A 19,245-nucleotide genomic window follows, 5' to 3' on the forward strand; every position below is an offset into this window, starting at 1 on the left:
CAGCCCCATGACCGGCAAAGCACTGGCGGTGCCCGATGGTCACTGAATGTGGGTAGAATGCGGTTTTTTTCCACCTGCGGGGGTGCGCCTTGCGCGAAATCGTCCTGATAAACATCACTGGCAGCGACCGTCCGGGTCTGACTGCGGCCATTACCGGCGTTCTGGCCCAGGGTGGTGTGAACATTCTCGACATCGGTCAGGCGGTGATCCACGACACGCTGTCGTTCGGCATCCTGGTTGAAATCCCGGACGCCGAACAAGGCAAGTCCGTGCTCAAGGACATCCTGTTTACCGCCTACAAGCTCGACCAACAGGTCCGCTTCACTCCGGTGTCCGAGGACGATTACCGGCATTGGGTGGCTGGCCAGGGCAAGAAACGCCACATCGTTACCTTGTTGACCCGCAAGGTCACCGCCGAGCAGTTGCAGCGCGTCAGCTCGATCACCGCCAAATATGACCTGAACATCGACCACATCGACCGACTGTCCGGGCGCATGCCGCTGGACACCCCGGACGACAAGGGCAAGGGCTGCATCGAGTTTTCGGTGCGCGGTGAACCGGCCGATCCCCAGGCGTTGCGTGCCGAGTTTCTCAGCGTGGCCCAGGAACTGAATGTCGACATCGCCTTCCAGGAAGACTCGTTGTTCCGTCGTAACCGCCGCCTGGCGGTGTTCGACATGGACTCTACGCTGATCGAAGCCGAAGTCATCGACGAACTGGCCAAGGCGGCCGGTGTGGGCGACAAGGTCTCGGCCATCACCGAGCGAGCCATGGCTGGCGAGTTGGATTTCCGCGCCAGCTTCAAGGAGCGTCTGGCGCTGCTCAAGGGTCTGGACGTCAGCGTGCTGGATTCCATTGGCGCTTCCCTGCGCCTGACCGAAGGCGCCGAGACGCTGTTCGCCGAACTCAAGCGCCTGGGCTACAAGACCGCCATCCTGTCCGGCGGCTTCACCTACTTCGCCAAGCAGTTGCAGGCCAAGCTCGGCATCGACTATGTGTTCGCCAACGAGCTGGAAGTGGTGGATGGCAAGGTGACTGGCGTGGCCGTCGAGCCGATCGTCGATGCCCAGCGCAAGGCGGACCTGCTGCGTGAACTGGCTGAAAAAGAAGGCCTGCGCCTGGAGCAGACCATCGCCGTGGGCGACGGTGCCAACGACTTGCCGATGCTGGCGATAGCGGGCCTGGGCGTGGCGTTCCGCGCCAAGCCGCTGGTCAAGCAGTCGGCCAGGCAGGCGATTTCAACCTTGGGGCTCGATGGGGTGTTGTACCTGTTGGGCTTCAGGGATCGTGACGGGCAGCTCTGAGTCTGTCGCAATCTTTGTGGCGAGGGGATCTGGCTGTGGGAGCAAGGCTTGCCCGCGATAAACGATAACGCGGTCTATAAAGAACCGCAGTGCCAGCATCGCGAGCAAGATTTGCTCCCACAGAGAGTTCTCTCTTCACAAAGGGTTACGCGTTGGCTGCCTACAGCGACTTCCACAACGAATCAAAATTCCCTTCTTGCTCGCCGCCGTCCCCGTTGGCAGTGGAGTCTTCCGGGTGATAAGCAAACTGATTGAAACTGTGAGTGCTGGTGACCCGGCGGTCCAGGCCTGCGCGGCGTTCCTGGCCGTTGGTGTTGATCAACACCTGCTGGCCCTCCTGGAACGGCAGGCGCGGGGCGATCATGGTCGGAGGGAGGTCAATGGCGCTGATCTCGGGGAGTAACAGCCCGCGCAGGTAGTGACCGTGCTCATGTTCTTCCCGGACCAGTTGCAGCCCGCAAGGCTGGGCATGCGGTGCGACCAGTTCGATGCCCATCTGCATGGCGCCGTTGCGCACTTGCCGGATCCAGCGCACCACGGCAACGCTCCAGGCCTGGTCGCTGGTGTCCCGGATGCCGATCATTTCCCCGGCCTGCAGTTGTTCCGGCACTTCCTTGGGCCAGCCGAGGCAATAGCCGCCAGGGCTGTGGTTGATGATCGGCAGGTCGTAGGTCGGAAAGTGATGCTGGTTGTCGGAGCTGGTGCCATCGTCATCGCTCGGGTTGACCGGGTACTCGATTTCTTCATAGGGCAGCAGATCGCTGTCGCCAGCGGGGGCGGCGTCGAAGGCCTGGCTCCAGGTGTCGTTGGTCTTGCTCGGCGAGGCCTCGAAGCGGGCCTTGCGCGTGGTGGGGCTTTTCAGGATCTCGTTGAAAGAGCGCTCGCCGCCGAGGTAGTAGTGCAGCGCACTCATGCCCACGCACAGGGTCAGCGTACCGTTGCCCTCAGTGCGCTGGAAACTGCGTTCGGCCGCTTCGCCCCAGGCGGCTTGCAGGTGATGCAAGGTATCGACGCTCATGCCGCCCGGTACCGGCAGGCTGTGCTCGGCAGGGTTTTCCAGATGTGTGGCGATTGCGCGCACCAGGGGTTGTGGGTCGAACCCTTGCAAGGTCGGCTGTTGTTCGGCGCGGAACTTGGAACGGTAGCGTGGCCCGACATCCAGTTGCGGAGCGACCGCGAACAGGCTGGCAGCGCTGCTGGCGGGGTCCAGCTTGACCCACTGGCTCCAGGATTCGAGCACTTCGGTCAGTCGCCCGATCTGGCTCTGGCGCAGTTGATTGCTGCGTGACGCTCCCAGCAACAGGGCGACGATATACGTTTGCTCGGCGTTCAATTGATGAACCTGGCTCGCCAGTTCGTCACTCACGCTCAGGTGCTGCAACCGATGCTGGCAGGCGATTCGGTACAACTGATGCAAATCGAGCCACAGCCCTTCAGGCACTGGGCTGTACAACTGACTGGCGCGCAGCAGTGGACCGTTGAGGGCATGCATCGCCCGTTGCAGCGCGGTGCTCAGCAAGCGGGCCCGGTCCTTGGTGTATTTCGACGCGATACGCGCCACGATCTGTTTGTAGCCCATCGCCAGCTGGGTTTGCAGGGCCTGGCACAGGTTGACGATCTTGCGCGAGCGATCGTCCAGCACGATGGCCTGCTGCAGGAAGTGTCGCTCCAGGTGCTTGCAGACGTAATACACCTCGGGCCGCAGCAGTTCGAGCAGTTGCAGGCGATTTTCGCTGGGTGTGAGCAGTTGGTTGAGTTCGCCAAGGGCCTGGTACAGCAGGCGGGCCGTTTCACCGATGTTGGCCTTGGGCAGGTTGGCGATCCAGCGCTTGAGGTCCTTTGGCGTAGCATCGCAGAACGACAGGCGTGATTGTGTCGGGGTCAGGACGCGCAATAGCTGGAGAGGGCTGGTCTCATTCATGCCGTGTACGGGCTCCGGCGGGAAATAAACGTGTTGTTCCAACTCTAGCAGCTGACAGGCCGGCGTGTTGGCCTGAGTGTGCTGTGGGAGCAAAGCTTGCTCGCGATGCAGGCGCCGCGTTTTTTAGACCGCGTCATCGTTCACCGCGGGCAAGCCTTGCTCCCACAAGCCTTGCTCCCACAGGCCTTGCTCTCACACTCCTACTCTCGCAGGCCTGCTTCTACAGGTCTGCTTCAAGGGCGGGCGTGAATCAGGCGTTTGGTCGTGCCAGGCCCTGGCCCATCTGCACTGGCGAACCGGCCACCAGGCCTTCGGCCCATTTCACCTGGTCCGGCCCGAACAGCACGATGGCCGTCGAACCCAGCTTGAAGCGACCCAGTTCGGCGCCTTTTTCCAGATGAATCGGCGCGCGGGCGGCTTCGTCATAACGGAAGGTTTTCAGCTCGCGCTTGGGCGGTGTCACCAGCCCGGCCCAGACGGTTTCGATGGAGGCCACGATCATCGCGCCCACCAGTACCACGGCCATCGGCCCGCGTTCGGTGTCGAAAATGCACGCCACGCGCTCGTTACGGGCGAACAGCTCCGGAACGTTTTCGGCAGTGGTCTGGTTGACCGAGAAAATCCGCCCGGGGATGTAGACCATCTCCCGCAGGGTGCCGGCCAGTGGCATGTGCACGCGGTGATAGTCCTTGGGGGACAGGTAGATGGTGGCGAAATCGCCGCCCATGAACGGCGCTGCGTTGGCCGCATCACCGCCCAGCAGTTCCAGCACGCTGAAACTGTGGCCCTTGGCCTGGAAGACCCGGCCATGCTCGATCGGGCCGAGCTGGCTGACGGCGCCGTCGGCGGGGCTGAGGATCGCGCCCGGGGCGTCGTCCAGCGGGCGTGCGCCGTCTTTCAGGGCGCGGGTGAAGAAGGCGTTGAAGTGCTCGTAGGCAGTCAGGTCTTCCACCAGGGCCTGGGACATGTCCACTTGGTAGCGCTTGGCAAACCACGCGGTGAAGGCGTTCTTGAACCAGCGCACGCGGCATTCGGCAATGCAGCCGGCCAGCCGCGACAGCAGGTGGTGGGGCAGCAGGTATTGAGTGAGGATGAACAAACGGTTTTTCATTAACTGTCCTTAAGAACCTTCAAAGCTCGATGGGGGTGTCGGGGTGGTTGCCCCATTCGCCCCAGGAACCGGCATAGCCTTTGACCCGTGGATAACCGAGCGCCTTGGCCACCAGGTAGGTGAAGCCGGAGCGGTGGTGAGTCTGGCAGTGGGTGATGATTTCTTTGTCAGGCGTGATGCCCAATTGTTCGAGGATTTGCGGCATGTCCTTGCGGATGCGCAGGTTGCGCGCCTGGTCCATGCCGGCAGTCCATTCGAAATTGACCGCGCCGGGAATGTGCCCGCCTCGGGCTGCGACAACTTTCTCGCCGGAGTATTCCAGCGGGCCGCGAGCGTCCCAGATCGCCAGGTCGGCAGCACCGAGACGGCTTTGCAGGTACTCACGGGTGGCGGTGGGCGCTTCGTGCAGTGTCAGGCTGACCGGGCCTGCGACGGGAGCAGGCACTTCGACGGACACCGGCAGGCCTTCGTCCAGCCACGAAAGCAAACCGCCGTCGAGGTAGTGGTAGTTCGAGTGGCCGATCACGTCCAGCAGCCAGATAAACCGCCCGGCCCAGCCGCCGCCTTCATCGTCATAGACCACGTAGACCGCATCCGGGTTGTGCCCGAGCTCGCCGAACAGGGTTTCCAGGTCGGCTTTGGCCGGCAGCAGGCCCGGCGCCGGCGGTTGGCCAAGCTGGGTACGCTTGGGGTCGACGAAGCGTGCGCCGGGGATATGGCCGGTGCTGTAGCGGGCGGCGCTGGTCAGGTCTACCAGAATCAGTTCGCCTGCGTCGAGGCGCGGCAGCAGCTCGCTCGGCTCGATCACCAACGGCAAGCCAGAGAAGTCAGGCATGTGAGGTCTCCAGGGGCGCAAAGGGAAAAGATTGTAGCAAGTTCAGCGGCCGCGGTTGGTAAAGGTATGCAGGGCCCTTTCGATGCATTGCACGGTTTTGCCGAAGGCTTGCACGGTCACGTCCGACAACGGCCCGCCGCCCTGGTCCACCGCCACCAGCATGATCACCCGGCCATTGCAGGTCAGGGAGCGCAGCAGCAGGTGCTCCCCCCGGAACAGGCTGCGCAGGCCCGGTGGCAGCAGCGCCGAAAACTGCGCGTTGTTGTCCGGGTTCAGGCGAACCTGGGCCTGCTGGGCCAGCAACCGCTGCAAGATTTTGCTCTGACTGATGGTAAAGCTCATGGCCGCGGCTTCTTTGGGCAGGCCGGCGGTCTGGTGTACGCGCACGCTGGTCTGGGTGCGGTCGGCCATCAGGATCATCACCCGGCGCATGCCGCAGGCCACCAACACGTCCCGTGCCGAGGTGGTCAGGTGCATGGCATTGCTGAAGGGGCTCGGTTCCACCAGCAGTGCGGAACATTGCTTGCGCCACTGGCTCAGGTCTTCGGCGCTGGGTGGGGGAGGAGGTAGCAAGCCGGGGTGGATGCGGCGGCTGTCCCAGGGCCAGAGCAACGCTACGGCTGGATGCCAGAGGTCCGGCATGGCGTCATGACGGGCGCTGGTGACGGCTTGTTGGTGCAGCTGTTGCTGGACCTCATCGATCGGCATCTGCAGATACAAACTGGTGAGGTATTGCCAGCGGGCGCTGTGGGGGCTGTCCCAGGCGTGTTGCGCTGAAAGTGCCAGGCCGTTGGCCAGCAACACGGTATTGGCCGGTTGATTGAGCCAGCGCCGCAGGGTCGGGTCATCGTCCAGGCGATTTTGCTGGCGCAGCGGGTGCTCGCTGTCCCGGGCGATGCGCAGGACCTGCACCAGCTCGCGGCGTTCATTGAGCAGCAGGCGATAACCCTGAATCACCCAGATAGGCAAGCGCCAGGTCTCCACCAGCGCCAGGCAGATTTTCAGCAGGCTGACGCCGAACAGTTCGCGTTCGACCTTGCTCGCCGGCTCGCCTTTATGGACGACACGCAATTCCCACTCCCCCAGCAACCGCGGGTGAGTCAGGGCCAGCGGCCAGAGCGGTGAGAGAAACAACAGGCTGCCCCAGTGTATGTCCTGCCATAGCCGCGCCAGGCGGCTGGCAAAAAAGCCATTGGCCTGTTGCGTGGCGTGTTGGCTGATCAATTGCAGCTGGCGCAAGGCGATGGGGATTTCGTGCCCTGGCAACGACGGCAGGCGGGCGAGCAGTTCCTCGGTGCGCTTGAGGCCGAGGCGGTTGATGGCCACTTCGAGGTTTTCCGCAGGTTCGGCGAGGCTGCCATGAGTGTGATGGTTGGCCTCGCGAATGACGCTCAGGGCCAGGGCGGGGCTGTCCTGCATCAGTTCGGCGATGTCACGCAACGAGCGGCGGCTGTCGGCAATGGCCTTGCAGACCAGGTCATGGCTGGCCTGGGGCACCGGCAGGTGCACGCCATTGAGCAACTTCACCCAGCCCTCGAGGGTGGTCGGTCGGGGTGTTGGAACCTTCGTTTCGTTAGTCATGGCTGGACGTGATCATCGTATGAATTCTCTACGCCCGGAACGGGGCAAATTGGCTTTTCGCCAGAACAGCCTATAGTCTGGCGCAGTTTTGCCGATAAGGAGAAGAAGAGATTTTTAAGCTTCCGAATATGACCTTGAACCCGACTTAAGTAAGTACTTTCTATCTATGGCTAAAATTATCGGCATCATCGTCGTGTTCGCGAGCGTGCTCGGCGGATACGTACTCTCCCATGGCAAGATTGCCGCCCTGATCCAGCCTTTCGAGGTGTTGATCATCGGTGGTGCGGCCCTTGGCGCTTTTTTGCAGGCCAACCCCGGCTACATGACGATGCATGTGCTCAAGAAGTCCTTGAGCATGTTCGGTTCGCGTTTCAGCCACACCTTCTACCTGGAGGTGCTGGGACTGATCTATGAAATCCTCAACAAGAGCCGCCGCGAAGGCATGATGGCGATTGAAGGCGATATCGAAGACGCCGCCGCCAGCCCGATTTTCGCCAAGTACCCCTCGGTGCTGAAGGACGCCCGCATGACGGCGTTCATCTGTGATTACCTGCGCATCATGTCGTCCGGCAACATGGCGCCCCATGAGCTCGAAGGCCTGTTCGACATGGAGCTGTACAGCCTCAAGGAAGACCTGGAGCACCCATCCCACGCGGTCAACGGCATCGCCGACGGCATGCCCGGTTTCGGTATCGTTGCGGCGGTATTGGGGATCGTGGTGACCATGGCATCCTTGGGAGAAGGTGATCAGGCCTCCATCGGTCTGCACGTGGGTGCGGCATTGGTGGGTACTTTCTTCGGTATTCTGGCCGCGTACGGTTTCTTCGGCCCGCTGGCCCATTCCCTGGCCCATGATGCCAAGGAAGAACTCAATGTCTATGAATCCATCAAGGCGTCCCTGGTGGCCTCGGCCTCGGGCATGCCGCCATCGCTGGCGGTGGAGTTCGGTCGCAAGGTCCTGTACCCGGCGCACCGTCCTAGCTTCGCCGAGCTGGAACAAGCGGTTCGCGGTCGTTAAGTTATGGAAAATAACCAGCCGATCATCGTCAAGCGCGTCAAGCGCATTGCCGGCGGGCACCATGGGGGCGCCTGGAAAATTGCCTTCGCCGACTTCGCAACGGCGATGATGGCGTTCTTCCTGGTGCTGTGGCTGCTGTCCACGGCCACCCCGGAACAGAAGATCGCCATCGCCGGTTACTTCAAGGACCCGGTCGGTTTCTCTGAAAGTGGCACGCCCTACATCATCGACCTGGGTGGTTCGCCGACCCTGGCGCCGGAAAACACCCTCAACCCCGAGGTCAAGTCCCAGCCCCAGCCGGACAAGGTGACGGTGGATTCCGAGCAGGTCGAAGGCATGGCCGAGCAGGTCGAGCGCGAGCGCCTGGAGTTGCTGCTGCAGGAATTGCAGAACAAGGTCGAAGAGAATCCTGAACTGCAGAAGTTCAAGGATCAGATTCTGTTCGAGATTACGCCGAACGGCTTGCGCATCCAGATCATGGACGCCGAGAACCGGCCGATGTTCGACTCTGGCAGCGCGCGCCTGAAGCCTTATTTCGAGGACATCCTGCTGGCCATGGCCGACACCATCAAGGCGGTGCCGAACAAGATCAGCATCAGCGGTCATACCGATGCCAAACCCTTCATTGGCAAAGGCGATTTCGGTAACTGGGAACTGTCCGCCAACCGCGCCAACGCGGCCCGTCGCGCCCTGGTGGCCGGCAGTTACCCGGATGAGCAGGTGGCACGGGTGGTCGGTTATGCGTCGTCGGCGTTGTTCGACCGCAAGGATCCGTTCAACCCGGTCAACCGGCGTATCGATATCGTGGTGTTGACCAAGAAGGCCCAGCAGGCCATCGAAGGTTCGCAAACTGACGATCCGGCGCCCGATCCGGCCCAGGGCGAGGGTGCGCCGGGGGAAACTCCTGCTTCGCCCGTCACACCTGGCGCGGCGGTCGATCCGAACGCGTTGCCGGCGGACCAGCAACCCGTACCGGCCCATGAGTTGCGCGAGCGCTTGAACCTGTTCGACGACGTGGCGCCGAAACCGGCTGAACCGCCGGCGCAGTGACCTAAGAGCCGATACAGACCTGTGGGAGCAAGGCTTGCCCGCGATGAAGGCGATACGGTCTTTCAACGACCGAGGTGCCTATTTCGCGAGCAAGCTTTGCTCCCACAGATTCTCTCGACTCACATTTCTTTTAGAATCAGTAACTGCTTTCCGGCAGGCTGGCGATGATCGAGCGGTAGCTGTTCATCCGTTGCTGATGCACGCGGCCTTCTTCCAGGGCCTTGAGCAAGGCGCAACCAGGCTCGCGGTCGTGCTTGCAGTCGCGGAAGCGGCAGGTGCCGATCAGCTCGTTGAACTCGATGAACCCGGCTTCGACATCGGCCCGGCTGACGTGGCCCAGACCGAACTCGCGGATGCCCGGCGAGTCGATCAATTCACCGCCGCCAGGGAAGTGGAACAGCCGCGCCGTTGTGGTGGTGTGAGTGCCCTGGCCGGAGAGCTCGGACAACGGCCCGACGCGCGTCTCGACTTCCGGCAGCAGGCTGTTGACCAGCGACGACTTGCCGACGCCGGACTGGCCGACGAACACGCTGATGCGCCCGTCCAGTTGCTGTTGCAATTGCTCCATGCCGTTGCCGTGATGGGCCGAGACTTCCAGCACCGGGTAACCCAAATCCCGATAGACCGACAGCAGGGCGTTCAGCGCCGGGGCGTTGTGCTCGTCGATCAGGTCGAATTTGTTGAGCAGCAACAACGGGCGGATACCGGCGTGCTCGGCGGCTACCAGGTAGCGGTCGATCAGGTTGGCGTGGGGCTCGGGCAACGGGGCGAACACGATGACGATCATGTCGACGTTGGCGGCCACGGGCTTGAGCTGGCCCCGGCTGTCCGGACGGCACAGCTCGGTGTGGCGCGGCAATTGCGCGACGATCACGCCGATGCCCTGATTGCCGGCACGCCAGACCACCTGGTCGCCCGTCACCAGCGCTGGCAGGTTGGCGCGCAAGTGGCAGCGGAACACTTGGCCGGCCAGTTCGCCTTCCCGGGCCTCGACCTCGACCTGCACGCCGAAGTGGGCGATCACCAGGCCGGTCTGTTCGGGGCCCAGGTCGCCTCCCTCCAGGGCTTCGACAGCACTGGATTCGCGTTTGGCGGCGCGAGCTGCGCGCTCGCCCTGGATCTTTTCGATGCGCCAGTTTTGACGACGATTGAGTTGGCGTTTGGCCATGGGTGTTCCGTATGAAGAAATGCAGCGAATAGGGTAAAACGGCCGCGAGTTTAGCACGCCCAAAGGCCGGCCTAGGCTAAACTGCGTGGCTACGCCGAGGAGCTTCCCTATGCAAAACCCGCAGAACCTGATCTGGATCGACCTGGAAATGACCGGTCTGAACCCAGACACCGACGTCATCATCGAAATGGCCACCATTGTCACCGACAGCGACCTCAACACCCTGGCCGAAGGCCCGGTGATCGCGATCCATCACAGCGACGAGATCCTGGCCGGCATGGACGAGTGGAACACTCGCCAGCACGGCGGCTCGGGCCTGACCCAGCGGGTGCGCGAGAGCAAGATCAGCATGGCCGAGGCCGAGGCCCAGACCCTCGCCTTCCTGGAGCAATGGGTGCCCAAGGGCAAGTCGCCGATCTGCGGCAACAGCATCTGCCAGGACCGTCGCTTCCTGTACACCCACATGAAGTCCCTGGAAAGCTACTTCCACTACCGCAACCTGGACGTCTCCACCCTCAAGGAGCTGGCCGCGCGCTGGGCGCCAGAAGTGCGCGACAGCTTCCAGAAGGGCGGTAGCCACCTGGCCCTGGACGATATTCGCGAGTCCATTGCCGAGTTGCAGCATTACCGTAAGCACTTCATCAAGTTCTGATTCCAGCGTGCGGCGCTCTTGTGCCGCGGGGATTTGTGGGGGCAAAGCTTGTGGGAGCAAAGCTTGCTCGCGAAACAGGCGACTCGGTCCCTGAAAGACCGCATCGCCTTCATCGCGGGCAAGCCTTGCTCCCACAAACCTTCTCGCCACGGGTTCTGTGTTGGACATGTTGGAGCTGCCCTCTTTTGGTGCCTGCCCAAACTGGCTAGACTGCGCGCCTTCTCGTAAGGACCGCCATCATGTTGCTGATGCTCTATCTGATCGCCATCACCGCTGAAGCCATGACTGGCGCCTTGTCTGCCGGGCGTCGGGGCATGGACTGGTTCGGCGTGGTGCTGATCGCCTGTGTCACGGCGCTGGGTGGCGGTTCGGTGCGTGACGTGCTGCTCGGTCATTACCCGCTTACGTGGGTCAAGCACCCGGAATACCTGGTGCTGACCACGGCGGCGGCGATGCTGACGGTGTTCCTGGCGCGCTGGATGCGTCATTTGCGCTCGTTGTTCCTGGTGCTCGACGCCGTGGGTTTGGTGGCGTTCACCCTGATCGGCTGCATGACGGCCCTGGAAATGGGCCATGGCATGCTGGTGGCGTCGGTCAGCGGGGTCATCACTGGGGTGTTCGGCGGTATCCTGCGGGACATTTTCTGCAACGATATTCCGCTGATCTTTCGTCGCGAACTCTATGCCAGCGTCTCGTTTGCTGCGGCGTGGTGCTATCTACTCTGTGTCTACCTGCAATTGCCGAACGAACAGGCGATCCTCATCACCTTGTTCGGCGGTTTCCTGCTGCGGCTCTTGGCGATTCGCTTTCACTGGGAAATGCCGAAGTTCGTCTACAACGACGAGGTTTGACGCTTGGCATGTTGACGCAGGGCCCACTCCACGTGCTCGCGCACCAGCTCTGACGGATAGTTGCGCCGTGCCTCCAGCGCTTGCATCACGGGGATCGTTGACGGCGCATTACCCAGGCCCACCGCCAGGTTGCGCAGCCAGCGTTCGTAACCGGCGCGACGCAGGGGGGAACCTTCGGTGCTGCTCAGGAACGTCGCCTCGTCCCACATGAACAGCTCGGCCAGCCCGGCATTGTCCAGGTTGTGCCGCGGCTTGAAGTCGCTTTCCCCGGACGGTCGGGCGAAGCGGTTCCATGGACAGACGATCTGGCAGTCATCGCAGCCGAACACCCGGTTGCCGATCAGCGGCCGCAGTTCCTCGGGGATGGCGCTTTTCAGCTCGATGGTCAGGTAGGAAATGCAGCGGCGGGCATCGAGCACGTAGGGCCCGACGAAGGCATTCGTAGGACAGATGTCCAGGCACGCGGTGCATTTTCCGCAATGTTCGCTGGCATGGGGCGGGTCGACGGGCAGCGGCAGGTCGACAAACAGCTCGCTCAGGAAGAAATAGCTGCCGGCCTTGCGGTTCAATACCAGGGTGTTTTTACCGATCCAGCCCAGGCCGGCCTGTTCGGCGATGGCTTTTTCCAGGACTGGCGCGCTGTCGACGAAAGCGCGATAACCGAAGGGGCCGATGACCGCCTGGATTTTTTCTGCCAATTGCTGCACACGTTTACGGATCAATTTGTGGTAATCGCGGCCCAACGCATAACGCGAGACGTAGGCTTTCTCCGGTTGGCCGAGCATTTGCGCCATGTGCGTATCGCCCGACAGGTAGTCCATGCGCAGGGACACCACCCGCAGCGTACCTGGCACCAGTTCCTCGGGGTGCGAGCGTTTACTGCCATGGGCGCCCATGTAGTCCATTTCGCCGTGGTAACCGGCATCGAGCCAGCGTTGCAGGTGTTGCTCATGCTCGACAAGGTCCAGGCCGCTGATGCCGACCTGCTGGAAGCCCAGCTCGCGGCCCCACTCCTTGATGGATTGGGCGAGGGCGGGGAGGTCTGTGGGAATGGCAGGCATGAGGCGAGAGAAACCAGAGCTGAGATGCGTATAATTCTGCCAGACATCGGAGCCCGAAGACGCATGCCGCACACTAAAGATGATTTTCCCGACGCGCTGTACAGCGCCGCGCAGGTCCGGGCCCTCGACGCACAACTGATCGCGGCCGGCACCGCCGGTTTCGAATTGATGCAGCGCGCCGCCCGCGCCACCTGGCGAGCGATGGTCCGGCGCTGGCCTGACGCCCGCGAGCTGACGGTACTGGCCGGTCATGGCAATAATGCTGGCGATGGCTATCTGGTCGCGACCCTGGCCCGGCGCGCCGGCTGGTCGGTGCGGGTGCTGACGGTGGGCGAACCCCGGCGATTGCAGGGCGACGCCGCCATTGCCCACGCCGAGGCTGTAGCGGTGGGCGTGCCAATGGAGCCGTGGTCGGATGCAGCAGAGTTGCGTGGCGTGTTGCTGGATGCGCTGCTCGGAACGGGGCTGAGTGGCGATGTGCGCGAGCCTTATGTGCAAGCGATCGATACGATCAATGTCAGCGGCCTGCCGGTCGCGGCGGTGGATATCCCCTCGGGGTTGTGTGCTGACACCGGTCGGGTGCTGGGCACGGCGGTAGCGGCCGACCTGACCGTGACCTTCATTGGTCTGAAACTGGGCCTGTTTACCGGCGAAGCGGCGGACCGGGTCGGTGAGCTGGTATTCAACGACCTGCACGCCGATCCAGATATTGTTGAAGCGGCACCGGCCAGTGCCCGACTGCTCTTACCCCATAATCTGCCATGCCTGACGCCTCGCGCGGCCACTGCCCACAAAGGCAAGTTCGGTCACGTGCTGTTGATCGGTGGCGACCGGGGCTTTGGCGGCGCGATCCAGATGAGCACCGAAAGTGCCCTGCGCTGCGGTGCGGGCATGGTTTCGATGGCGACCCGCAGCGAGCATGTATCCGCCGCGCTGACGCGTTTGCCGGAAGTCATGGTGCAGGGCACCCATTCGGCGAACCAGTTGATGGGCTTGCTCCACCAAGCCAGCGTGGTGGTGGTCGGGCCAGGCCTGGGCCAGGCCGCCTGGGGGCGTAGCCTGTTGTCGGCGGCGGCTAACGCGTCACTGCCGCAAGTGTGGGATGCCGATGCGTTGAACCTGCTGAGTCGCGGCGATGTTGGTTTGCCTGAGCGGTGTGTCATCACCCCGCACCCGGGCGAGGCGGCGCGATTGTTGGATATATCCACAGCCCAGGTGCAGGCCGATCGCCCAGCGGCGGCCCATGCATTGAGCCAGAAATACACCGCCACGGTGATCCTCAAGGGCGCCGGTAGCCTGATTGCCAGCCCGGACGGTCGCCTGGCGGTTTGCAGCCAGGGCCATCCGGCCATGGCCACGGCGGGCCTGGGGGATGTGCTGGCCGGCGTGGTCGGCGCCTTGCTGGCCCAGGGCATGGAGGGGTTCGAGGCCGCCTGCCTGGCGGTCTGGCTGCATGCCAGTGCCGGTGCCCAGGCCGGTCGCTCGGGCCGGGGATTGGCAGCGACCGATCTGATCCCGGCCATTCGTCAGTTGTTGGAGGAGCATTCACCGTGTCTGAAGTAACCCTGTACGTGGCGGACGAACAAGCCATGACACAATTTGGCGCTCGCATCGCGCAGGTCACCGCCGGCCACGGCCTGATTTTTCTCGAAGGCGATCTCGGCGCGGGGAAAACCACCTTGTCGCGTGGCATCATTCGCGGCCTCGGGCACGTCGGCTCCGTCAAGAGCCCCACGTTCACCCTGGTCGAACCCTATGAGATTGGCGACATTCGCGCCTTCCATTTCGACCTGTATCGACTGGTGGATCCTGAAGAGCTGGAGTTCCTCGGTATCCGCGATTATTTCGAAGATGACGCCTTGTGCCTGATCGAATGGCCCCAGAAGGGTGCAGGCTTTTTGCCAAAGCCCGACCTGACCATTACCATTGGCGCGCAGAACGGCGGGCGTTCGTTGAAACTGACGCCGCAAGGCTCGCGTGGCGAGTCGTGGTGTGCCGCTTTGGCATTGGAAAACTAATTGATGATGGGGTTTGGTATGCGCTTTCGCGCGGTGGTTGCTGTCGTAGGACTGTTGCTTACGGCACTGGCCGTCGATGCTGTGGCCGAGACAAAGGTCAACAGCGTTCGCCTCTGGCGGGCGCCGGACAACACACGGCTGGTGTTTGACCTGACGGGCCCGGTGCAGCACAGCGTATTCACCCTGACCGCCCCGGATCGCCTGGTGATCGACATCAATGGGGCGTCCCTGGGCGCGCCGTTGAACGTAGCGACCGCCAACACGCCGATTACCGCGATGCGCTCGGCCCAGCGTACGCCGACCGACCTGCGGGTGGTCATCGACCTGAAAAAAGCCGTGACCCCGAAAAGCTTCACCCTGGCCCCCAACGCCCAGTACGGCAATCGGCTGGTGGTGGACCTGTTCGACAACCCGGCCGATGCGGCGCCACCTGCGCCGCCGCCGACCAATGTCGCCACGCTGCCAGCGGTGCCGGTGACCCCGTCCGAGCCTGCACTCAAGCTGCCACCGGCTCCGGCCGGCAAGCGCGACATCATCGTGGTGATCGACGCCGGTCACGGCGGCGAAGACCCGGGAGCCTCGGGCTCGCGCGGGCAGCGTGAAAAAGACGTGGTGCTGTCCATCGCCCGTGAATTGCAGCGCCAGGTCAACGGCATGAAAGGCTTCCGCGCCGAACTGACCCGTACCGGCGACTACTTCATCCCCTTGCGCGGGCGTACCGAAATCGCCCGCAAGAAAGGCGCCGACCTGTTCGTCTCCATCCACGCCGATGCCGCGCCTTCGAAGGCAGCGTTCGGGGCCTCGGTTTTTGCCCTGTCCGACCGCGGCGCCACGTCCGAAACCGCCCGTTGGCTGGCCGACAGCGAAAACCGTTCCGACCTGATCGGCGGTGCCGGCAACGTCAGCCTCGACGACAAGGACCGCATGCTTGCCGGTGTATTGCTCGATTTGTCGATGACCGCCTCGTTGACCTCCAGCCTGAACGTCGGCCAGAAAGTCCTGAGCAACATCGGTCGCGTCACGCCGCTGCACAAGCAGCGCGTCGAGCAGGCCGGGTTCATGGTGCTCAAATCGCCAGATATCCCGTCGATCCTGGTGGAAACCGGCTTCATCTCCAACGCCAACGAGGCGTCCAAGCTGTCGTCCTCCAGTCATCAGCAGGCCCTGGCCCGTTCCATCAGCAGTGGCGTGCGGCAGTTCTTCCAGCAGAATCCACCGCCAGGCACCTACATCGCCTGGCTGCGCGACTCCGGCAAGATCGCCCAGGGCCCAAGGGACCATCGGGTCAATCCCGGCGAAACCCTGGCGATGATCGCCGTGCGTTACCAGGTGTCGCCCGCCACCTTGCGCAGCGCCAACAATCTCAAGAGCGATGAGCTCAAGATTGGCCAGACCTTGACCATTCCGGGCAATGAAGTGGCGGCCAAGCAATGAGTGACGAAGTGATCGGCAGCACCGCCCGCATCGAACTGCTCAGCCCCCGGCTGGCGAACCAGATCGCCGCCGGTGAAGTGGTCGAGCGGCCAGCATCGGTCATCAAGGAACTGCTGGAAAACAGCCTTGATTCCGGGGCCAAGCGCATTGATGTGGATGTCGAGCAGGGCGGCGTCAAGCTACTGCGGGTGCGCGATGACGGCGGCGGTATTTCTTCCGACGACCTGCCGCTGGCCCTGGCGCGTCACGCCACCAGCAAGATCCGCGACCTGGAAGACCTCGAGCGGGTCATGAGCCTGGGGTTTCGGGGCGAGGCGCTGGCGTCCATCAGTTCGGTGTCGCGCCTGACCCTCACCTCCCGCACCCGCGACGCCGAGCAGGCCTGGCAGGTCGAGACCGAGGGCCGTGACATGGCGTCTCGCGTGCAGCCTGCGGCCCATCCGGTGGGCACCTCGGTGGAGGTGCGTGACCTGTTCTTCAACACCCCGGCCCGGCGCAAGTTCCTCAAGGCCGAGAAGACTGAATTCGATCATCTGCAAGAAGTCATCAAGCGCCTGGCCCTGGCGCGTTTTGACGTGGCGTTCCATTTGCGCCACAACGGCAAGACCATTCTCAGCCTGCACGAGGCCCACGATGATGCGGCCCGCGCCCGACGTGTCGGCGCGGTGTGCGGCGCGGGTTTCCTGGAGCAGGCCTTGCCCATCGAGGTGGAGCGCAATGGCCTGCACCTGTGGGGTTGGGTCGGGTTGCCGACCTTCTCGCGCAGCCAGGCGGACTTGCAGTATTTCTACGTGAACGGCCGGGCGGTGCGCGACAAGCTGGTGGCCCACGCGGTGCGCCAGGCGTATCGCGATGTGCTGTTCAATGGCCGGCATCCGACCTTCGTGCTGTTTTTTGAAGTCGATCCGGCGGTGGTGGACGTCAACGTGCACCCTACCAAGCACGAGGTGCGCTTCCGTGACGGGCGCATGGTCCACGACTTCCTCTACGGCACCCTGCACCGCGCCTTGGGCGATGTGCGCCCGGAAGATCAACTGGCGGCGCCGGCGGCGGTGGGCGGCATGGTCCGGCCAACGGGGTTGGACGCTGGCGAATTCGGGCCCCAGGGGGAAATGCGCCTGGCGGCCAACGCACTGCTGGAGCAACCCCAGCCTCAGCCGAGCTATAACACGGCCGGGAGTGGTGCTGGCAGCGGCTATCAATATCAATACAGCCCGCGCCCGCAATCCAGCGTGCCGGCAGCCGAGGCCCAGGCGGCCTATCGCGAGTTCTTCAAACCCTTGCCGGAAGCCGGAGCGGCGGCGATGCCCGACGGCCAAGGCGATATCCCGCCTCTGGGCTATGCCCTGGCGCAACTCAAAGGCATCTATATCCTCTCGGAAAATGCCCAGGGCCTGGTCCTGGTGGACATGCACGCCGCCCATGAGCGGATCATGTACGAGCGGCTGAAAATCGCCATGGCCAGCGAAGGCTTGAGCGGCCAGCCATTGTTGGTACCCGAGTCCCTGGCCGTCAGCCAGCGCGAAGCCGATTGCGCCGAGGAACATGTGGCCTGGTTCCAGCGCCTGGGCTTCGAATTGCAGCGCCTGGGCCCGGAAACCCTGGCGATCCGCCAGATCCCGGCCTTGTTGAAACAGGCCGAGGCCAATCGCCTGGTCAGCGACGTGCTGGCGGACTTGATGGAGTACGGCACCAGCGACCGCATCCAGGCGCACCTGAACGAACTGCTCGGCACCATGGCCTGCCACGGCGCGATCCGCGCCAACCGGCGCCTGGCCCTGCCGGAAATGAACGGCCTGCTGCGGGACATGGAAAACACCGAACGCAGCGGCCAATGCAACCATGGCCGGCCGACCTGGACCCAATTGGGCCTGGACGACCTGGACAAACTGTTCCTGCGCGGTCGTTGATGAGCCAGTTGCCCCCCGCGATTTTCCTGATGGGACCGACCGCCGCCGGCAAGACCGACCTGGCCATCGAATTGACCAAAGTCCTGCCCTGCGAGTTGATCAGCGTCGATTCGGCCCTGGTCTACCGGGGCATGGACATCGGCACCGCCAAGCCGTCGAAAGCGCTGCTGGCCGAATTTCCCCATCGCCTGATCGACATCCTCGACCCGGCCGAGGCTTATTCGGCGGCCGATTTTCGTCGTGACGCCCTCCAGGCCATGGCCGAGATCACCGCGCGGGGCAAGATTCCGCTGCTGGTGGGTGGCACGATGCTGTACTACAAGGCCTTGGTCGAGGGGTTGGCGGACATGCCGGCGGCCGATCCAGAGGTGCGCGCGAAGATCGAAGAAGAGGCCGCGCGCCTTGGCTGGCAAGCCCTGCACGAGCAATTGGCAGTTATCGACCCGGAATCGGCGGCGCGTATTCACCCCAATGACCCACAGCGTCTCAGTCGGGCCCTGGAGGTTTATCGGGTCAGCGGCCAGAGCATGACCGCCCTGCGCCAGCGACAATCTGCGCAAAGTACTGAAGCAGCCGCTTCGGGACTGCAACAATTGCCCTATACTGTCGCGAATCTGGCCATCGCTCCGGCGAACCGGCAAGTGCTGCATCGGCGAATTGAACAAAGATTCACATTAATGTTGGAACAGGGGTTCATAGACGAGGTCGTAGCCCTGCGTGAGCGAAGTGACCTGCATGCCGGGTTGCCGTCTATACGTGCGGTAGGTTATCGACAAGTCTGGGATTACCTGGACGGCAAGCTGACGTCAGCCGAGATGCAGGAGCGTGGGATCATTGCCACGCGCCAATTGGCGAAACGCCAGTTCACCTGGCTGCGCAGCTGGACTGACTTGCATTGGCTCGACAGTCTCGATTGCGACAATCTGCCACGCGCCTTGAAATACCTTGGGACCATCTCCATATTGAGCTGAGTCCTTGCAATTGCCGTCTATCCTTGGGGGTGTGACGGCCCAAGCCATCTGATTCCGATTTTTATTATTGATCCTTAAAGGAGTGCGGCACATGTCAAAAGGGCATTCGCTACAAGACCCTTACTTGAACACTTTACGTAAAGAGAAAGTTGGGGTGTCCATCTATCTGGTCAACGGGATCAAACTGCAAGGCACGATCGAGTCTTTCGACCAGTTCGTCATCCTTCTGAAAAACACCGTCAGCCAAATGGTCTACAAGCACGCGATCTCGACAGTCGTGCCAGTTCGTCCAATTCGTCTGCCTAGCGCAACCGAATCCGAAGGCGGTGACGCTGAACCGGGTAACGCCTGATAGGAGCC

17 protein-coding genes are annotated in these 19,245 nt (G+C 62.8%); 11 read left to right on the top strand and 6 right to left on the bottom strand.

What is annotated here, in order from left to right:
* The first annotated feature begins 89 nt into the window (after positions 1-89).
* Positions 90-1,304: a phosphoserine phosphatase SerB gene (gene serB, locus HU749_RS03675; protein WP_003197189.1), complete on the top strand. Its 1,215-nt coding sequence runs from the start codon at positions 90-92 to the stop codon at positions 1,302-1,304.
* 160 nt (positions 1,305-1,464) lie between these two features.
* Here the strand turns inward: serB and HU749_RS03680 are convergent, their stop codons facing one another.
* From HU749_RS03680 to HU749_RS03695, 4 genes are all read right to left on the bottom strand, one after another.
* The gene (locus tag HU749_RS03680; protein ID WP_095963047.1) at positions 1,465-3,225 is read right to left on the bottom strand and encodes a cyclic-di-GMP receptor FimW-related protein; all 1,761 of its coding nucleotides are present in this window, start codon (positions 3,223-3,225) and stop codon (positions 1,465-1,467) included.
* A 250-nt stretch (positions 3,226-3,475) separates the two neighbouring features.
* Positions 3,476-4,336 carry an archaetidylserine decarboxylase gene (asd, locus tag HU749_RS03685; RefSeq protein WP_014336289.1) on the bottom strand — a complete coding sequence of 287 codons (861 nt, stop codon included), beginning with the start codon at positions 4,334-4,336 and terminating at the stop codon, positions 3,476-3,478.
* A 19-nt stretch (positions 4,337-4,355) separates the two neighbouring features.
* On the bottom strand, positions 4,356-5,171 hold the full coding sequence (locus HU749_RS03690) for a rhodanese-like domain-containing protein (protein ID WP_095963048.1): 816 nt from the start codon (positions 5,169-5,171) through the stop codon (positions 4,356-4,358).
* A 42-nt stretch (positions 5,172-5,213) separates the two neighbouring features.
* A complete protein-coding gene (locus HU749_RS03695) occupies positions 5,214-6,752 on the bottom strand; it encodes an HDOD domain-containing protein (protein WP_095963049.1) in 1,539 nt (512 codons plus the stop codon).
* A gap of 166 nt (positions 6,753-6,918) precedes the next feature.
* Here HU749_RS03695 and motA point away from each other — a divergent pair, with 166 nt between their 5' ends.
* Complete coding sequence (motA, locus tag HU749_RS03700) at positions 6,919-7,770, top strand: flagellar motor stator protein MotA (protein WP_079301638.1); 852 nt, start codon at positions 6,919-6,921, stop codon at positions 7,768-7,770.
* A 3-nt stretch (positions 7,771-7,773) separates the two neighbouring features.
* On the top strand, positions 7,774-8,820 hold the full coding sequence (gene motB, locus HU749_RS03705; RefSeq protein ID WP_186651104.1) for a flagellar motor protein MotB: 1,047 nt from the start codon (positions 7,774-7,776) through the stop codon (positions 8,818-8,820).
* Positions 8,821-8,956: 136 nt separating this feature from the next.
* Here the strand turns inward: motB and rsgA are convergent, their stop codons facing one another.
* The gene (gene rsgA / locus HU749_RS03710; RefSeq protein WP_014336294.1) at positions 8,957-9,988 is read right to left on the bottom strand and encodes a small ribosomal subunit biogenesis GTPase RsgA; all 1,032 of its coding nucleotides are present in this window, start codon (positions 9,986-9,988) and stop codon (positions 8,957-8,959) included.
* Between the two features lie 109 nt (positions 9,989-10,097).
* On the opposite strand from rsgA, the gene orn reads away from it, so the two are divergent.
* Both orn and HU749_RS03720 read left to right on the top strand, forming a co-directional pair.
* On the top strand, positions 10,098-10,640 hold the full coding sequence (gene orn / locus HU749_RS03715) for an oligoribonuclease (protein ID WP_024618862.1): 543 nt from the start codon (positions 10,098-10,100) through the stop codon (positions 10,638-10,640).
* A 236-nt stretch (positions 10,641-10,876) separates the two neighbouring features.
* On the top strand, positions 10,877-11,491 hold the full coding sequence (locus tag HU749_RS03720; protein WP_172436093.1) for a trimeric intracellular cation channel family protein: 615 nt from the start codon (positions 10,877-10,879) through the stop codon (positions 11,489-11,491).
* On the opposite strand, the gene queG is transcribed toward HU749_RS03720, so the two are convergent.
* Positions 11,473-12,552 carry a tRNA epoxyqueuosine(34) reductase QueG gene (gene queG, locus HU749_RS03725; protein WP_186651106.1) on the bottom strand — a complete coding sequence of 360 codons (1,080 nt, stop codon included), beginning with the start codon at positions 12,550-12,552 and terminating at the stop codon, positions 11,473-11,475. The two genes, HU749_RS03720 and queG, sit on opposite strands and share 19 nt — an antisense overlap.
* A gap of 63 nt (positions 12,553-12,615) precedes the next feature.
* Here queG and HU749_RS03730 point away from each other — a divergent pair, with 63 nt between their 5' ends.
* The 6 genes from HU749_RS03730 (at position 12,616) to hfq (ending at position 19,237) form a co-directional block, all read left to right on the top strand.
* Entirely contained in the window at positions 12,616-14,115 is a 1,500-nt protein-coding gene (locus tag HU749_RS03730; protein WP_186651108.1) for an NAD(P)H-hydrate dehydratase, read from the top strand.
* On the top strand, positions 14,103-14,570 hold the full coding sequence (gene tsaE, locus HU749_RS03735; RefSeq protein WP_014336299.1) for a tRNA (adenosine(37)-N6)-threonylcarbamoyltransferase complex ATPase subunit type 1 TsaE: 468 nt from the start codon (positions 14,103-14,105) through the stop codon (positions 14,568-14,570). Before HU749_RS03730 ends, tsaE begins: the two co-directional genes overlap by 13 nt.
* A 3-nt stretch (positions 14,571-14,573) precedes the next feature.
* Positions 14,574-16,004, top strand: coding sequence for an N-acetylmuramoyl-L-alanine amidase (locus HU749_RS03740; protein WP_186651111.1), 1,431 nt, complete (start codon positions 14,574-14,576; stop codon positions 16,002-16,004).
* Positions 16,001-17,914 (top strand): DNA mismatch repair endonuclease MutL, encoded by a 1,914-nt coding sequence (mutL, locus tag HU749_RS03745; RefSeq protein WP_046065552.1) that lies wholly within the window; start codon positions 16,001-16,003, stop codon positions 17,912-17,914. The genes HU749_RS03740 and mutL overlap by 4 nt, the downstream gene beginning before the upstream one ends.
* On the top strand, positions 17,914-18,885 hold the full coding sequence (miaA, locus tag HU749_RS03750) for a tRNA (adenosine(37)-N6)-dimethylallyltransferase MiaA (RefSeq protein ID WP_046065551.1): 972 nt from the start codon (positions 17,914-17,916) through the stop codon (positions 18,883-18,885). The genes mutL and miaA overlap by 1 nt, the downstream gene beginning before the upstream one ends.
* A gap of 91 nt (positions 18,886-18,976) precedes the next feature.
* Positions 18,977-19,237: an RNA chaperone Hfq gene (gene hfq, locus HU749_RS03755; RefSeq protein ID WP_003186419.1), complete on the top strand. Its 261-nt coding sequence runs from the start codon at positions 18,977-18,979 to the stop codon at positions 19,235-19,237.
* Positions 19,238-19,245: the final 8 nt, after the last annotated feature.

Origin of the sequence: Pseudomonas ogarae (assembly GCF_014268695.2) — a bacterium.
Taxonomy (GTDB): domain Bacteria; phylum Pseudomonadota; class Gammaproteobacteria; order Pseudomonadales; family Pseudomonadaceae; genus Aquipseudomonas; species Aquipseudomonas kilonensis.

Bases quoted from the DNA above. Each gene is read 5' to 3' on its own strand.
- HU749_RS03680 (WP_095963047.1), bottom strand. From the start codon at position 3,225: ATGAATGAGACCAGCCCTCTCCAGCTATTGCGCGTCCTGACCCCGACA.
- asd (WP_014336289.1), bottom strand. From the start codon at position 4,336: ATGAAAAACCGTTTGTTCATCCTCACTCAATACCTGCTGCCCCACCAC.
- HU749_RS03690 (WP_095963048.1), bottom strand. From the start codon at position 5,171: ATGCCTGACTTCTCTGGCTTGCCGTTGGTGATCGAGCCGAGCGAGCTG.
- HU749_RS03695 (WP_095963049.1), bottom strand. From the start codon at position 6,752: ATGACTAACGAAACGAAGGTTCCAACACCCCGACCGACCACCCTCGAG.
- motA (WP_079301638.1), top strand. From the start codon at position 6,919: ATGGCTAAAATTATCGGCATCATCGTCGTGTTCGCGAGCGTGCTCGGC.
- motB (WP_186651104.1), top strand. From the start codon at position 7,774: ATGGAAAATAACCAGCCGATCATCGTCAAGCGCGTCAAGCGCATTGCC.
- rsgA (WP_014336294.1), bottom strand. From the start codon at position 9,988: ATGGCCAAACGCCAACTCAATCGTCGTCAAAACTGGCGCATCGAAAAG.
- orn (WP_024618862.1), top strand. From the start codon at position 10,098: ATGCAAAACCCGCAGAACCTGATCTGGATCGACCTGGAAATGACCGGT.
- queG (WP_186651106.1), bottom strand. From the start codon at position 12,552: ATGCCTGCCATTCCCACAGACCTCCCCGCCCTCGCCCAATCCATCAAG.
- HU749_RS03730 (WP_186651108.1), top strand. From the start codon at position 12,616: ATGCCGCACACTAAAGATGATTTTCCCGACGCGCTGTACAGCGCCGCG.
- HU749_RS03740 (WP_186651111.1), top strand. From the start codon at position 14,574: ATGATGGGGTTTGGTATGCGCTTTCGCGCGGTGGTTGCTGTCGTAGGA.
- mutL (WP_046065552.1), top strand. From the start codon at position 16,001: ATGAGTGACGAAGTGATCGGCAGCACCGCCCGCATCGAACTGCTCAGC.
- miaA (WP_046065551.1), top strand. From the start codon at position 17,914: ATGAGCCAGTTGCCCCCCGCGATTTTCCTGATGGGACCGACCGCCGCC.
- hfq (WP_003186419.1), top strand. From the start codon at position 18,977: ATGTCAAAAGGGCATTCGCTACAAGACCCTTACTTGAACACTTTACGT.